This is a genomic window from Aeromicrobium sp. REDSEA-S38_B2 (assembly GCF_001628525.1).
Taxonomy (GTDB): domain Bacteria; phylum Actinomycetota; class Actinomycetes; order Propionibacteriales; family Nocardioidaceae; genus Aeromicrobium; species Aeromicrobium erythreum.
In genome coordinates this window covers 1-13,369 of record NZ_LUNH01000042.1, presented here as the reverse complement: position 1 = coordinate 13,369, position 13,369 = coordinate 1, and the positions used below count along the sequence as shown (strand labels likewise).

Below are 13,369 nucleotides of genomic sequence, written 5' to 3'. Positions count from 1 at the left end.
GCTCAGCTCAGCCGCTGCTCGGTGGCCGCGAGCAGCACGCACGTGGCCAGGCCCTCCATCGCGGTGCGCAGCTCCTCGATCGGCGGGAACGACGGCGCGATGCGGATGTTGCGGTCGCGCGGGTCCTTGCCGTACGGGAAGGACGCACCCGCCGGGGTGAGCGCGATGCCCGCCTCCTTGGCCAGGCGCACCACGCGGGTGGCGCAGCCGTCGGGGACGTCGAGGCTCACGAAGTAGCCGCCGCGGGGGTCGGTCCAGGTGGCGACGTCGAGACCGCCGAGCCGCGCCGACAGCACCTCCTGCACGACGGCGAACTTGGGCGCGAGGATCTCGCGGTGCTGGTCCATGAGCGCGTGCACGCCGTCGACGTCGCCGAGCAGCCGGACGTGACGCAGCTGGTTGACCTTGTCGGGCCCGATGGTCCGCTTGCCGACGAGCCCGGTGTACCAGGCGATGTTCTCGGGCGAGGAAGCGAAGAAGCTCACGCCGGCTCCCGCGAAGGTGATCTTCGACGTCGACGCGAGCACGAAGGGACGGTCCGGGTGTCCCGATGCGGCGCACAGACCGACGATGTCGGCGGTCTTGGTGCGCTCCTCGGTGAGGTGGTGCACGGCGTACGCGTTGTCCCAGAAGATCCGGAAGTCGGGCGCGGCGGTCTCGAGCGCAGCCAGCTCGGCGGCGACCGCCTCGCTGACGACGGCGCCCGTCGGGTTCGCGTAGGTCGGGACGATCCAGATGCCCTTCACCGCGGGGTCGGTGACCGCCTCGCGCACGGCGGCCATGTCGGGACCGTCGTCGAGCATGTCGATCGTGCGCATGGTGATGCCGTACTGCTCGCAGATCGCGAAGTGCCGGTCGTAGCCGGGCGACGGGCAGAGGAAGACGACCTCCTCCTCCTGCGCCCACGGCTGCTGCGACCCGACCGTGCCCTTGAGCATCGCGAAGACGATGAGGTCGTGCATGATCGCCAGGCTGGCGTTGTCGCCCGTCACCAGCTGCTCCACGGGGACGTGCAGGAGCTCGGCGAAGATCTCGCGCAGCTGCACGTTGCCGACGACGCCGCCGTAGTTGCGCGTGTCGGTGCCGGCCGCGTCCTTGTAGTCCTGGCCGGGCAGGTCGAGGAGCGCGTTGGAGAGGTCGAGCTGCGCCGACGACGGCTTGCCACGCGTGATGTCGAGCGCAAGACCGGCCTGCTTCAGCTGCTCGTAGGCGGCCTGCTGCTCGTCGTGGAGGGCGCGGATCTCGTCGGGAGAGAGGGTGTCGAGGCTCACGGGCCCAACCTACCGAAGGTCGTGCGAGCCGACGTCGTCAGACGGACAGACCGGGGGCGTCCCAGAGCGCCAGCCAGCGCTCCAGCGCCTTCTCCACCGGCACGTCGCCCTCGACGAGCGCCCGCACCTGCAGCTCGACGGCGTTGTCGCGACGTCGACCGGCCTGCGGCGCGAACGGGTAGAAGGTGCCCTGCTTGAACAGGTAGACCAGCCCGAGCGGGCCGCCCGACGGCGTCGAGAACAGCACCGTGGAGCACAGCAGCTGGGGGCCGAAGCCCGCATCGGCCATCGAGGAGTTCGCGGCGTGCAGGTCGCTGACGAGGCCTTGCAGGTCGCCCGGCGCCCGCGTGACCTGCAGCCAGCGGAAGCCCTGGCCGTCGTCGGTGACGGCCACCGTCGCGGAGGCGTCGGTGCCGATGACCTGCTGCACCTCGGCCATCACGCGGTCGTCGCTGACGCCGTCGACGTCGCGGAAGCACACGGCTCCCGCCCCGGTGGCAGCGAAGCCCGCCGCCTCGAGCGTCAGGGCGGCCTGGGGCACCCCGAAGAGGACGTCGAGGTCGGCCTCCGGCGGCTTGGAGCGGCCGAGGATGCCGTCGAGCCAGCCCATCAGATCGACCCCATCAGATCGGGTCCGACAGCTCGGCGCCGACCTTGGCCAGCTGCGCGAGGCGCTGCTCCAGGGACGGGTGGGTGGCCATGACCGCGTTCACGGACGCGCGGTTGATCGCCGGCGCGAAGAAGAAGGCGCTGAGCGCCTGGGCGCCGCGCAGGTCTTCGTTGGGGATGCGGCTCATGTCGCCGGAGATCTTGACCAGCGCCGACGCGAGCTTCGACGGACGACCCGTCAGGTACGCACCGCTGCGGTCGGCGCTGAGCTCGCGGTAGCGCGACAGGGCGCGGGTGAGCAGGAAGCTGACGAAGTAGACGAGCATGCTCACGAGGAACACGACGATGAACGGCACGCCGTTGCCGTTGCCGTTGCGGTTGTCGCGGTCGTTGCTGCCCGCACCGAGGTAGAACCCCCAGCGGGTGATGAAGCCGGCGAGCAGGCCGAGCGACGACGCGACGGTCATGACGGAGACGTCGCGGTTGGCCACGTGCGACAGCTCGTGCGCCAGTACGCCCTCGAGCTCGTCGGCGTCGAGGCGCTGCATGATGCCGGTCGTGACGCACACGGCCGAGTGCCGCGGCGTGCGACCGGTCGCGAACGCGTTGGGCAGGTCGGTGACGGCCACCGCGACCGTCGGCTTCGGCATGTCGGCCATGACGCACAGCCGGTCGATCATGGCGTGCAGCTCGGGCGCCTGCTCGGGGCTGACGACGCGCGCACCCATCGACTTCAGCGCGAGCGTGTCGGAGAAGTACCACTGTCCCCAGGCGAGCGCGACGGTGATGACCAGGCCGATCACCGCGCTGCCGGAGAAGGAGATGAGGACGGCACCGAACGCGACGTAGAGCGCGCCCAGCCCGAGGCTCACCCCGCCCATGCGGAGCGTGAGCCCCCGGTCAGCCCTGAACCTGCTGCGGGCCACGGCCCTCTCCCTCCACCTCGGTGCCCTGCGGGACGTCGAGACCCAGCTCGCGGTCGAAGCGCCGCGCCTCGAGGTCGTCGCTGCTCTCCCCCGGCCGCGCGACGATGCCGTCGGCGACGAGCTCGTCGATCGCGTCGGCACGGGCCTCCAGCTCGCGGGTGTGCCGCTCGGCGGCCTCCATCTGCTGGTTGACGCTGCTGAGCGACGACGCGATGCCGGTGTCGGCGCTGGTCAGCTGCGAGCGGGCCTCGGCGGCCGAGGCACGAGCGGTCAGCGTGTCCTTGCGGAGCCGGAAGTCCTCGATGCTGTCCTCGAGCCGGGTGGCGGCGTCGGTGATGGTCGCCTCCTCCTGCTGCAGGGCGGCGTGCCGCTCCCGCAGGTCGGCGAGCGAGTCCTCGAGCCCGACCTTGCGGCCGAGCGCGGTGCGGGCGGCGGTGTCGTCACCACGCTCGACGGCCTCGCGGGCCTGCGCGTCGAACGTCGCGGCCTGCTGCTCGAGCTGGCGCAGCCGCACCTCGACGCGCTTGCGGCTGGTGGTGACGTCGGCGACGCCGCGGCGCACCTTCTGCAGGTGTGCGAGCTGGGCGCGGTAGGTGTCGTCGAGGGAGCTGCGCAGCTCCTCGCCGTCGAGCTCACGGTGCGAGCGCGACCTCCAGATGTCGCGAATCCTGCGTCCGATCCCCATGAGGTCAGCCTACGGGGCTGCGGCACGTGGGCGTCCGGACCATGAGGGCGCGCTGTGTAGGGTGACGCCGTGACGCAGGAGAACGCCGCCCCCGACGACCGCACCCAGGCCGCCAAGAAGGGCCGTGCGACGCCGAGCCGCAAGGAGGCCGAGGCGGCGCGCAAGAAGGCGATGAAGACGCCGATGACGCGCAAGGAGCAGATGCAGCGCGACCGTCAGGCGCGCTCGGACCTGCGTCGTCGTCAGCAGGAGGCCCTGCGGGCCGGCAAGGGCGACGCCCTCCCCCCGCGCGACCGCGGCCCGGTGCGCGCGTTCGTGCGTGACTACGTCGACCGTCGTCGCAACGTCGCCGAGTACCTGCTGCCGATCCTGCTCGCGGTGCTCGTCCTCAGCTTCGTCCAGGCGCCGCTCGCGCAGCTCGTCGTCGTCTACGCCTGGGGCGTGATGATCCTGCTGACCATCATCGACGAGGTCCTGCTGGTCAGCGGCCTGCGCAAGCAGCTGAAGCTGCGCTTCCCGGGCGAGTCGACGCGCGGCGCGACCGGGTACGCCGTCCTGCGCAGCACGCAGCTGCGCCGCTTCCGCCTGCCGAAGCCGGCGATCGCGCGCGGCGAGGAGCCGCGCGAGCGCGTCTGACCCCTCACCTGTCGCGCCCCTCACCTGTCGCGCGAGGGCCCCGACGGGGCTACTCGCCGTGCAGCGACATCGGTCCGTAGACCTCGGTGTCGCCGTCGAGCAGCCGCGCCTGGTCGACGCCCTGGTCGAGCAGCTCGGCGAAGGTCTCGCCGATCCAGGTCTCGGCGTCACCGCGGCTGTCGAAGGCGTCGGAACGACCCTTCTCCTGCCCGTCGGCGGTCTCCAGCAGCCAGGTCCAGCTCATCGACGTCCTCCTGATCGGTCGTGCGTGGTCGGTCGTGCCATCCTCGCCCCGACGTGACCGTGCGGCAGGCCGGGACGAGGTCGGGGCTCAGGTCGAGGGGGCGACGAACGGGGGCTTGGTCACCGTGAACGGCTCAGCGCGACGTCGCACCTCGACGAGCACGTCGTCGCCGTCGCCGACCGCGCGGTCGAGCAGGGCCAGCCCGATCCCCTGGCGCAACGTGGGCGAGAAGGTCCCGGACGTCACCTCGCCGACGACGTCACCGGGTCCGCCGTCGGGTCCGACGGACCGCACCACCATCCCCGGACGCGGGATGCCGCGGCCGGCGGAGACGATGCCGCGGACCAACGGGACGCTCTTCTCCTCACGCTGACGCACGAGCGCGTCCTTGCCGGTGAACGTCGACTTGTCCCAGCCGACCGCCCAGCCGGCGCGTGCCATGACCGGGGAGATCTCGGCCGACAGCTCGTGGCCGTGCAGCGGGTAGCCCATCTCGGTGCGCAGCGTGTCGCGCGCGCCGAGACCGCAGGGCCGCAGCCCGTGCGGCTCGCCTGCGGCCAGCAGCGCCTCCCAGACGGCGGGGGCGTCGTCGGCCCGGACGACGAGCTCGTAGCCCTTCTCCCCCGTGTAGCCGGTGCGGCACACGATCGCCTCGGCGCCGCCGACGGGCGCCTCGACGAACGACATGTAGGCGTGGTCGGTGGGCACGCCGACACCGGCGAGCACCGCGTCGGCCGCGGGCCCCTGCACGGCCAGGACGGCCAGCTCGCGGTGACGGTCGACCACCTCGATGCCGGCCGGAGCATCGGCGCGCAGCCGCTCCACGACGGCGGCCGTGTTGGCGGCGTTGGGCACGAGGAAGACGTCGAAGTCGCTGCGCACGTAGGCGATGAGGTCGTCGACGGTGCCGCCGTCCTCGTCGCAGCAGAGCGTGTACTGGGCCTGGCCGGGACGGATGCGACGCAGGTCGTTCGTCAGGTGCGCGTTCACGTGGTCGACGGCGCCCGCGCCGCGGACGCTGGCCTTGCCCAGGTGGCTCACGTCGAACAGGCCCGCCGCCTCGCGCACGGCAGCGTGCTCGGCGAGGACGCCGCCACCGGACTCCGACGGGTACTCCAGGGGCATCGACCAGCCCCCGAACTCGGCCATCTTGGCGCCGAGGGCCACGTGGTGGTCGTGCAGCGGCGAACGGAGCAGGTCCATGTCGGCCAACGTAGCGGGCTGCGTGATTACATGGGCGACATGGCCCCTTCGACGCCCGCCCGCTCGTCCGCCTCCTCCTTGCCTGACGTCTCCGTCAGCACCGCCAAGCCCTCGACGGTCAAGACCGACGTCCTCGTGCTCGGCGTGCGGACCGACGACGACGCGGCCGACCTCGCCCCGACGCTGGCCCTGCTGGGCTTCACCGGCGAGAAGGGGCAGGTCGTCGTGGCGCCCGGCGGGGAGGCCACGAAGGCGGGCACCGTCGTCGCCGTCGGCCTGAGCGAGGAGCCCGACGCCGAGGAGCTGCGCCGCGCCGCCGCCTCGGGCGTGCGCGCCGCGATCAGGCTGAAGGCCTCGACCACCGCCCTGGCGCTGCAGCCGGCCGGTGCGGACGACGTCGTCGCGGTCGCGGAGGGCGCGCTGCTCGGCGCCTACCGCTACGAGGCCTACAAGACGAAGGCGTCCGACGACGACGCGCGCCTGGGTGCGGTCACGGTGCTGTCGGCCTTCGGGCGCCAGAGCACGGTCGTCGACGCCGTCGAGCACGCCGCGGTCGTCGCACGCGCCACCGCCCTCGCCCGCGACTGGGTCAACACCCCGCCCGGGGACCTGCGACCGCCGGCGTTCGCCGACCAGATCGCCGAGGTCTCCGGACGCCAGCCGGTCAAGGTCTCGGTGTGGGACGAGAAGCGGCTCGAGAAGGAGGGGTGCGGCGGCATCCTCGGCGTCGGTGCCGGCTCGGAGGCTCCCCCGCGTCTGGTGCGGCTCTCCTACGAGCCCCGCAAGGCCGTCACGCACCTCGCCCTCGTCGGCAAGGGCATCACGTTCGACTCCGGCGGCCTCTCGATCAAGAGCGGCTCCGGCATGCAGACCATGAAGATCGACATGGCGGGTGCCGCAGCCGTGGTCGCCGCCACGCTCGCCATCGCCGAGCTCGGCCTGCCGGTCAAGGTCACCGCCTTCGCCTGCCTCGCCGAGAACATGCCCAGCGGCTCGGCCACGCGTCCGGGTGACGTCCTCACCATGCGCTCGGGCTCCACGGTCGAGGTGCACAACACCGACGCCGAGGGCCGCCTCGTCCTCGCCGACGGTCTCTCCCTGGCGGTCGAGGCCGGCGCCGACCGGATCGTCGACGTCGCGACCCTCACGGGCGCCTGCGTCGTCGCGCTCGGCGAGCGCACCACGGGCGTGCTCGGCAACGACGACGCCCTCAGCGACGCGATCCTCGACGCCGCGCGCACCACGGGCGAGTCCATGTGGCCGCTGCCGATCGTCGAGGAGATGAAGTCGGCGGTGACGTCGTCGAAGATCGCCGACATCCGCCAGCACAACCCCAAGCCCTACGGTGGCACCCTGTTCGCGGCCGCGTTCCTGCGCGAGTTCGTCGGCGACACCCCCTGGGCGCACCTCGACATCGCCGGCCCGTCGTTCAACGACGGCGGCGAGCACGGCTACACGCCGTCCGGCGGCACCGGCGTCTCGGTCCGCACGCTCGTGCGTCTCGCGTCGGACCTCGCGTCCGGTGACTGAGCCGGACCTGCTCGAGGCGACCCGCCGCCGGCTCGACGCCCGCGTCGCCGCGGAGCAGCGGGACCGACGCCTCCCGTCGGTCACCGCCGCTCTCGTGCGCGGGGGTCGGACGGTGTGGTCGGGCGCGGCCGGCCACGTCGACGGCATCGATGCGTCGCCTGAGGCCACGCCCCGGACCGCGTACCGGATCGGCTCGATCACGAAGACGTTCGTCGCCGTGCAGGTGCTGCGGCTGCGCGACGAGGGCCACCTGGCCCTCAACGACCGGATCGGTCGGCACCTGCCGGAGCTCGACCTCGACGTCACCGTCGCGCAGCTGCTGAGCCACACCGCCGGCCTGCAGGCCGAGACCGACGCCTCGTGGTGGGAGCGCTCGCCGGGGCTGACGTGGACGGACCTGCTCGCGTCGGCCGCACCGCGGCTCGTCCACGTCCCCGGCACGCGGTTCCACTACTCCAACACCGGCTTCGCCGTGCTGGGCGAGCTGGTCGCCCGCCTGCGGGGCACGTCGTGGCACGAGAGCGTCGTCGCCGACCTCCTCGAGCCGCTCGGCATGACCGCAACGACGCTGCGACCCGGCCCCGACGCGGCACCGGGCCTGGCCGTGCACCCCTTCGCCGACGTCGCCCACGTGGAGCCCGAGCACGACGCCGAGGCGCTCGCTCCCGCCGGGCAGCTCTGGTCGAGCGCCGAGGACCTCGCGCGCTGGGCCGCGTTCGCCGCCGGCCGTACCGACGACCTGCTCCCGTCGGGCACGCTCGAGGAGATGCTGCGACCCGTCGCCGTGAGCGACGTCCCGCGGCAGCCCTGGACCGGGGCCCACGCGCTCGGCTGGCAGGTCTGGAACGTCGGCGGTCGCCGCTTCGTGGGGCACGGCGGATCGATGCCCGGCTTCCTCGCGGGCCTGCGGGTCGACGCGGCCACCGGGGATGGCGTCGTCGTCCTTGCCAACGCCACCTCCGGCCTCGGCCCCCTGGCCACCGACCTGCTCGACCTCCTGCGCGAGCTGGAGCCCCTGGCTGGTCCGGCCTGGACACGCCGGCCCGGCCACGCGGACCGGCTCGACCTGGTGGGCGACTGGTTCTGGGGCACCGCCCGATACCCCGCACGTCTCGAGGACGAGTACCTGGTGCTGGGCGAGCCGGGCGCGGGCCGCGGGGCCCGCTTCCGCGCCGACGCCGACGGCATCTGGGTCGGGCTGGAGGGCTACCACGAGGGCGAGCGCCTGGCGGTCCGTCGTGACGCCGACGGCCGACCGGTGCAGCTGACGCTGGCGAGCTTCGTGTTCACCCGTACCCCCTACGACCCGTCGCCGGACGGTGTGCCCCGACGACCACCCGGTCCGCGTCGGCGACCACTGGGTCGTGCTCGACGGCTCCGGACGGTCCCAGGTCGTGCTGCGGACCGTCGACGTGCGCGTCGGGCGCCTCGACTCCGTCGACGACGCGTTCGCGCGCGACGAGGGCGAGGGCGACCTCACCCGCGCCTGGTGGTTGCGGGCGCACCGCGACTTCGCCCGCCGGGTGCTGGGCCTCGCGGACGACGTCGACGTCGACGCGATGGAGACCCGGTTCGAGCGCTTCGCCGTGGTCTGGCCCCCGGAGCACGCCGACCCCCGCCCCTGACGTCCTGAGGCTGGGGGTCAGGAGAGGTTGAGGGTCTGGGCGGCCTGCTCGACCTCGTCCCACTCCGTGCGGTCGCCGCCGCGACGGTCGGGGTGCGAGCGCGCACGGGCCTGCTTCCACCAGCGGCGCAGCACCTCGTCGTCGGGGCGGACGGTGACGTCGCCGCCCGCGACGTCGGCCGAGACCTGCAGCGTCGCGATGGCGTCGCGCTCGCTCGGCGACAGCGAGCGGGGTCCGGCTGGCGGACGCGTCGGTCCGCCGCCGGCGGTGGAGCGTCGCGGGTCGCGGCTGCTGGACGACGCCGTGTGGCCGCTGGAGCGGCCCTGCTGGCGCACCGCGTAGTCGCGCATGCGCTGCGGGTAGCCCACACGGTTCGCGTCGTAGACCGGGATCCCGAGCTTGCGGGCCAGCTCGGCGGCCGCCTTGTAGGACTCCACGCGTCGGCGGATCGACTCGCCGTCGGACGCGACCAGCACGACCGTGGGCTCGTTGAAGGACGTGCGCGGCTCGACGTACGCCTCGACGCCGTGACGGATGGTCGCCCAGTCGCGCAGCGCCGCCATGTCGTCACGCACGGCGCGGCGGTCGGAGCTGCCGCGTCGGCGGCCGAACAGTGCCATGGCGACATTCTGCCCGACCCCTGGTGGCGACGGGCCCGGTACGAGGCGACCGCTCCCCCGGACGACCCCCGCGACGACCCCTGTGGACGACCCCCGCGGACGAGTCCAGAGAACCTACTCACCGGTCGCTCCCCCCGTGGTGCGGCGTGGGCCGAGGGTGACAAGATGGCTGGCGAACGACCATTCCACGCGGGAGGACACTGTGGCGGACAGCCCGGGCGACCAGAGCACGAACACCTTCGACATCGTCATCCTGGGCGGCGGCAGCGGCGGTTACGCCTGCGCCCTCCGTGCGGTGCAGCTCGGCCTCAGCGTCGCGCTCGTCGAGAAGGGCAAGCTCGGCGGCACCTGCCTGCACAACGGCTGCATCCCGACCAAGGCGCTGCTGCACGCCGCCGAGGTCGCCGACGAGACCCGCCACAGCGAGACCTACGGCGTCAAGGCGACGTTCGAGGGCATCGACATGGCGCAGGTCAACAGCTACAAGGCCGGCGTCATCGACCGTCTCTACAAGGGTCTGCAGGGCCTCATCAAGTCCGGCGGCATCACGGTCGTGGAGGGCGAGGGTCGCCTCGTCTCCACCGACGCGAACGGCGGCGGCGTCGTCGAGGTCGACGGCCAGCAGTACACCGGCCGCAACGTCGTGCTCGCCACCGGCTCCTACGCCCGCAGCCTGCCGGGCCTCGAGATCGGCGGCCGCGTCGTGACGAGCGAGGAGGCCCTCACGATGAGCGAGGTCCCCGAGAAGGTCGTCATCATCGGCGGCAGCGTCATCGGCGTGGAGTTCGCGTCGGTCTGGCGCTCCTTCGGCGCCGAGGTCACCATCATCGAGGCGCTCCCGTCGCTGGTCCCGCTGGAGGACCCGACGCTGTCGAAGAACCTCGAGCGCGCGTTCCGCAAGCGCAAGATCGCCTTCAAGACCGGCACCAAGTTCTCCGGCGTCGAGCAGACCGACAGCGGCGTCACGGTCTCCCTCGAGGACGGCTCGACCATCGAGACCGACCTCGTCCTCGTCGCGGTGGGCCGCGGCCCGAACGGCAACGGCAACGGCTTCGAGGAGGCCGGTGTCACGGTCGACCGCGGCTGGGTCCCCACCGACGAGCGGCTTCGCACCAATGTCCCCGGCGTGTTCGCCGTCGGCGACCTCGTGCCCGGCCTGCAGCTCGCGCACCGCGGCTTCGCGCACGGCATCTTCGTGGCCGAGGAGATCGCGGGCCTGTCCCCGCAGCCCGTCCTCGACCCCGGCATCCCGCGCGTCACCTACTGCGACCCCGAGCTCGCGTCGGTCGGCATCACCGAGCCGCAGGCCAAGGAGAAGTACGGCGACGAGAACGTCGAGACGGTCGAGTACAACCTCGGCGGCAACGGCAAGAGCCAGATCCTCGGCACGGCCGGTGTCATCAAGCTCGTCCGCGAGAAGGACGGGCCGATCGTCGGCGTGCACATGATCGGCGCCCGCTACGGCGAGCAGGTCGGCGAGGCCTCCCTGATCGTCAACTGGGAGGCCTACCCCGAGGACGTCGCGCAGCTGATCCACGCGCACCCCACCCAGAACGAGGCTCTCGGCGAGGCTGCCCTCGCCCTGGCCGGCAAGCCCCTCCACTCGCACGCCTGACCCGAACGACGAGGACGACATCATGGCAACGACCGTCACCCTTCCCGAGCTCGGCGAGAGCGTCACCGAGGGCACCGTCACCACCTGGCTCAAGAACGTCGGCGACACCGTCGAGGTCGACGAGCCGCTGCTCGAGATCTCCACCGACAAGGTCGACACCGAGATCCCCTCCCCCGTCGCGGGCACCATCCTCGAGATCAAGGTCGAGGAGGACGAGACCGTCGAGGTCGGCGCCGTGCTGGCCGTCGTCGGCGACCCGTCCGCCGCGGGCTCCTCCTCGGGCGGCTCGTCCGACGAGGCCCCGTCGCTCGACAGCGACCCCGCCGAGGACCCGGCGCAGGCCGAGGAGCTCGAGGAGGCCGCCGAGGCCGAGAAGAGCCAGCCCGAGAAGGCCGAGGAGGTCACGAAGGAGGAGTCGGCTCCCGCCCCGTCCGCCCCCGCCCCGACCGCCCAGCCCGAGAAGCAGGCGCACCCGGAGAACGAGGCGCGTCCCGAGCCGAAGCAGGAGGCCCCGCAGACGTCGGGCGCCTCGACGCAGAGCGGCGGCGACACCTACGTGACGCCGATCGTGCGCAAGCTCGCCAAGGAGCACGGCGTCGACCTCGCGGCCGTCACCGGCAGCGGCGTCGGCGGTCGCATCCGCAAGCAGGACGTCCTCGACGCAGCCAAGAAGGCCGAGGAGGCCGCAGCGCCCGCCCCGGCCGCGTCGGCGCCCTCCGCCCCCGCGCCGGCCGCGTCATCGGAGCCGTCGCCGCTGCGCGGCAAGACGGAGAAGCTCAGCCGGCTGCGCAAGGTCGTCGCGTCGCGACTCACCGAGTCGCTGCAGATCTCGGCCCAGCTCACGCAGGTGCACGAGGTCGACGTCACCGAGATCGCCCGACTGCGCACCAAGCACAAGGACGCGTTCCTCGAGCGTGAGGGCGTCAAGCTGACGTTCCTGCCGTTCTTCGCGAAGGCGGCCGTCGAGGCGCTCAAGCAGTACCCGACGCTCAACGCGGCGCTCGACCTCGAGGCCGGCACGGTCACGTACCCGGCCGGCGAGCACCTCGGCATCGCCGTCGACACCGAGCGCGGTCTGCTCGTGCCCACGATCAAGGACGCCGGCGACCTCTCGATCGCCGGGCTGGCGCGCAAGATCGCCGACGCGGCCGAGCGCACCCGCACGAACAAGATCAAGCCCGACGAGCTGTCCGGTGGCACGTTCTCGATCACGAACCTCGGCAGCAACGGCGCGCTGTTCGACACGCCGATCATCAACCAGCCGCAGGTCGCGATCCTCGGTGTCGGTGCCGTCGTCAAGCGCCCGGTGGTCATCACCGACGCGCACGGCAGCGACAGCATCGCGGTGCGCAGCATGGCGTACCTGGCGCTCACCTACGACCACCGCCTCATCGACGGTGCCGACGCCGGTCGGTTCCTGACGGCGGTCAAGGAGCGGCTGCAGAGCGGCTCCTTCGAGGGCGAGCTCTGACCCCCTGATGCACGTCGTCGTCGGCGGCGCGTCCGGCTTCCTGGGCTCGGCCCTGGTCTCGCACCTGCGGGACCAGGGCCACCAGGTGACGCGCCTGGTCCGCTCGGGCACGCCCGGTCCTGACGCCTCCCTGTGGGATCCCGCCGCCGGCCGGATCGACCAGGGGCTCGTCGACCGCGCCGACGCCGTCGTCAACCTCTCGGGCGCGACGATCGCCCGGTGGCCCCGGACGAAGAGCTACAAGAAGCAGCTGTGGTCGTCGCGGGTCGACTCGACCACCACCATCGCGCGCGCGGTGGCGGCGTCGAGCTCCCCGACCGTGCTGCTGTCGGGCTCGGCCATGGGCATCTACGGTGCCGACCGCGGCCAGGACCGGCTCACCGAGTCGGCCGGTCGCGGCGACGGGTTCCTCGCCGACCTCTGCGTCGCGTGGGAGGGTGCCACGGTCGAGGCCGAGCAGGCCGGCCAGCGCGTGGTGCACCTGCGCACCGGACTCCCCCTCGACGACGAGGGCGGGCTCCTGGGTCCGATGCTGCTGCCGTTCAAGCTCGGGCTCGGTCCGCGCCTGGGCAACGGTCGCCAGCGCATGTCGGTGATGTCGCGCCGCGACTGGGTGCGCGCCGTGGCCTTCCTGCTCGAGCGCGACAGCATCAGCGGCCCGGTCAACCTGTCGCTGCCGGAGGCGCCGACGAACGCCGAGTTCACGAACACCCTCGGCGACGTGCTGGGCCGCCCGACCGTGCTCGTGGCGCCCGCGCCGGTGCTGCGCGTGGCGCTGGGGGCGCTCTCGGACGACCTGCTCGGCTCGCTGCGCATGGTGCCGCGGGTCCTGCTCGACAACGGGTTCGTCTTCGAGGACGCCGACCTCGCGTCGGCCCTCCGCTCGGCCCTCGCCTGACGCTCACCGGGTCGCGCCGATGCGCCACCCGTCGGC

Annotated in this window: 12 protein-coding genes and 1 pseudogene; 6 read left to right on the top strand and 7 right to left on the bottom strand. The window is 72.7% G+C overall.

Going from position 1 to position 13,369, the window contains the following annotated elements; translation table 11 throughout:
* Positions 1-2 precede the first annotated feature (2 nt).
* Genes A6Q81_RS10100 through A6Q81_RS10085 form a run of 4 tightly spaced genes read right to left on the bottom strand, consistent with a single transcriptional unit; the run spans position 3 to position 3,491 of the window.
* Positions 3-1,271, bottom strand: a complete 1,269-nt coding sequence (locus A6Q81_RS10100; protein ID WP_286690364.1) for an aspartate aminotransferase type Ic — start codon at positions 1,269-1,271, stop codon at positions 3-5.
* A 37-nt stretch (positions 1,272-1,308) separates the two neighbouring features.
* A complete protein-coding gene (pspAB, locus tag A6Q81_RS10095) occupies positions 1,309-1,881 on the bottom strand; it encodes a PspA-associated protein PspAB (protein WP_286690363.1) in 573 nt (190 codons plus the stop codon).
* A 13-nt stretch (positions 1,882-1,894) separates the two neighbouring features.
* Positions 1,895-2,761, bottom strand: a complete 867-nt coding sequence (htpX, locus tag A6Q81_RS10090) for a zinc metalloprotease HtpX (RefSeq protein ID WP_286690362.1) — start codon at positions 2,759-2,761, stop codon at positions 1,895-1,897.
* A 19-nt stretch (positions 2,762-2,780) separates the two neighbouring features.
* Entirely contained in the window at positions 2,781-3,491 is a 711-nt protein-coding gene (locus A6Q81_RS10085; protein ID WP_286690361.1) for a PspA/IM30 family protein, read from the bottom strand.
* Positions 3,492-3,560: 69 nt separating this feature from the next.
* Between A6Q81_RS10085 and A6Q81_RS10080 the strand changes: the two genes are divergently transcribed.
* On the top strand, positions 3,561-4,127 hold the full coding sequence (locus tag A6Q81_RS10080) for a DUF3043 domain-containing protein (protein ID WP_286690360.1): 567 nt from the start codon (positions 3,561-3,563) through the stop codon (positions 4,125-4,127).
* A 49-nt stretch (positions 4,128-4,176) separates the two neighbouring features.
* Here A6Q81_RS10080 and A6Q81_RS10075 read toward each other — a convergent pair whose 3' ends face one another.
* Complete coding sequence (locus A6Q81_RS10075) at positions 4,177-4,371, bottom strand: hypothetical protein (RefSeq protein ID WP_067858399.1); 195 nt, start codon at positions 4,369-4,371, stop codon at positions 4,177-4,179.
* Positions 4,372-4,458: 87 nt separating this feature from the next.
* Positions 4,459-5,574 carry a glycine cleavage system aminomethyltransferase GcvT gene (gene gcvT, locus A6Q81_RS10070; protein ID WP_286690359.1) on the bottom strand — a complete coding sequence of 372 codons (1,116 nt, stop codon included), beginning with the start codon at positions 5,572-5,574 and terminating at the stop codon, positions 4,459-4,461.
* Positions 5,575-5,652: 78 nt separating this feature from the next.
* Between gcvT and A6Q81_RS10065 the strand changes: the two genes are divergently transcribed.
* A complete protein-coding gene (locus A6Q81_RS10065) occupies positions 5,653-7,104 on the top strand; it encodes a leucyl aminopeptidase (protein ID WP_286690358.1) in 1,452 nt (483 codons plus the stop codon).
* The gene (locus tag A6Q81_RS17375; protein WP_286690357.1) at positions 7,097-8,737 is read left to right on the top strand and encodes a serine hydrolase domain-containing protein; all 1,641 of its coding nucleotides are present in this window, start codon (positions 7,097-7,099) and stop codon (positions 8,735-8,737) included. The genes A6Q81_RS10065 and A6Q81_RS17375 overlap by 8 nt, the downstream gene beginning before the upstream one ends.
* A 9-nt stretch (positions 8,738-8,746) precedes the next feature.
* Here the strand turns inward: A6Q81_RS17375 and A6Q81_RS10055 are convergent, their stop codons facing one another.
* On the bottom strand, positions 8,747-9,349 hold the full coding sequence (locus A6Q81_RS10055) for a hypothetical protein (protein ID WP_193786265.1): 603 nt from the start codon (positions 9,347-9,349) through the stop codon (positions 8,747-8,749).
* Between the two features lie 202 nt (positions 9,350-9,551).
* Here A6Q81_RS10055 and lpdA point away from each other — a divergent pair, with 202 nt between their 5' ends.
* From lpdA to A6Q81_RS10040, 3 genes and pseudogenes are all read left to right on the top strand, one after another.
* On the top strand, positions 9,552-10,964 hold the full coding sequence (gene lpdA / locus A6Q81_RS10050; RefSeq protein ID WP_067858418.1) for a dihydrolipoyl dehydrogenase: 1,413 nt from the start codon (positions 9,552-9,554) through the stop codon (positions 10,962-10,964).
* Positions 10,897-12,435, top strand: a pseudogene (gene sucB / locus A6Q81_RS10045) (2-oxoglutarate dehydrogenase, E2 component, dihydrolipoamide succinyltransferase); the annotation flags it as partial. The gene lpdA and the pseudogene sucB, both read left to right, overlap by 68 nt.
* A 7-nt stretch (positions 12,436-12,442) precedes the next feature.
* Positions 12,443-13,333, top strand: coding sequence for a TIGR01777 family oxidoreductase (locus tag A6Q81_RS10040; protein WP_286690355.1), 891 nt, complete (start codon positions 12,443-12,445; stop codon positions 13,331-13,333).
* The last annotated feature ends 36 nt before the right edge of the window (positions 13,334-13,369 follow it).

What these genes read in the sequence shown, in the direction of transcription:
- pspAB (WP_286690363.1), bottom strand. Translation starts at nt 1,881, where the DNA reads ATGGGCTGGCTCGACGGCATCCTCGGCCGCTCCAAGCCGCCGGAGGCC.
- htpX (WP_286690362.1), bottom strand. Translation starts at nt 2,761, where the DNA reads ATGGGCGGGGTGAGCCTCGGGCTGGGCGCGCTCTACGTCGCGTTCGGT.
- A6Q81_RS10085 (WP_286690361.1), bottom strand. Translation starts at nt 3,491, where the DNA reads ATGGGGATCGGACGCAGGATTCGCGACATCTGGAGGTCGCGCTCGCAC.
- A6Q81_RS10075 (WP_067858399.1), bottom strand. Translation starts at nt 4,371, where the DNA reads ATGAGCTGGACCTGGCTGCTGGAGACCGCCGACGGGCAGGAGAAGGGT.
- gcvT (WP_286690359.1), bottom strand. Translation starts at nt 5,574, where the DNA reads ATGGACCTGCTCCGTTCGCCGCTGCACGACCACCACGTGGCCCTCGGC.
- A6Q81_RS10055 (WP_193786265.1), bottom strand. Translation starts at nt 9,349, where the DNA reads ATGGCACTGTTCGGCCGCCGACGCGGCAGCTCCGACCGCCGCGCCGTG.
- A6Q81_RS10040 (WP_286690355.1), top strand. Translation starts at nt 12,443, where the DNA reads ATGCACGTCGTCGTCGGCGGCGCGTCCGGCTTCCTGGGCTCGGCCCTG.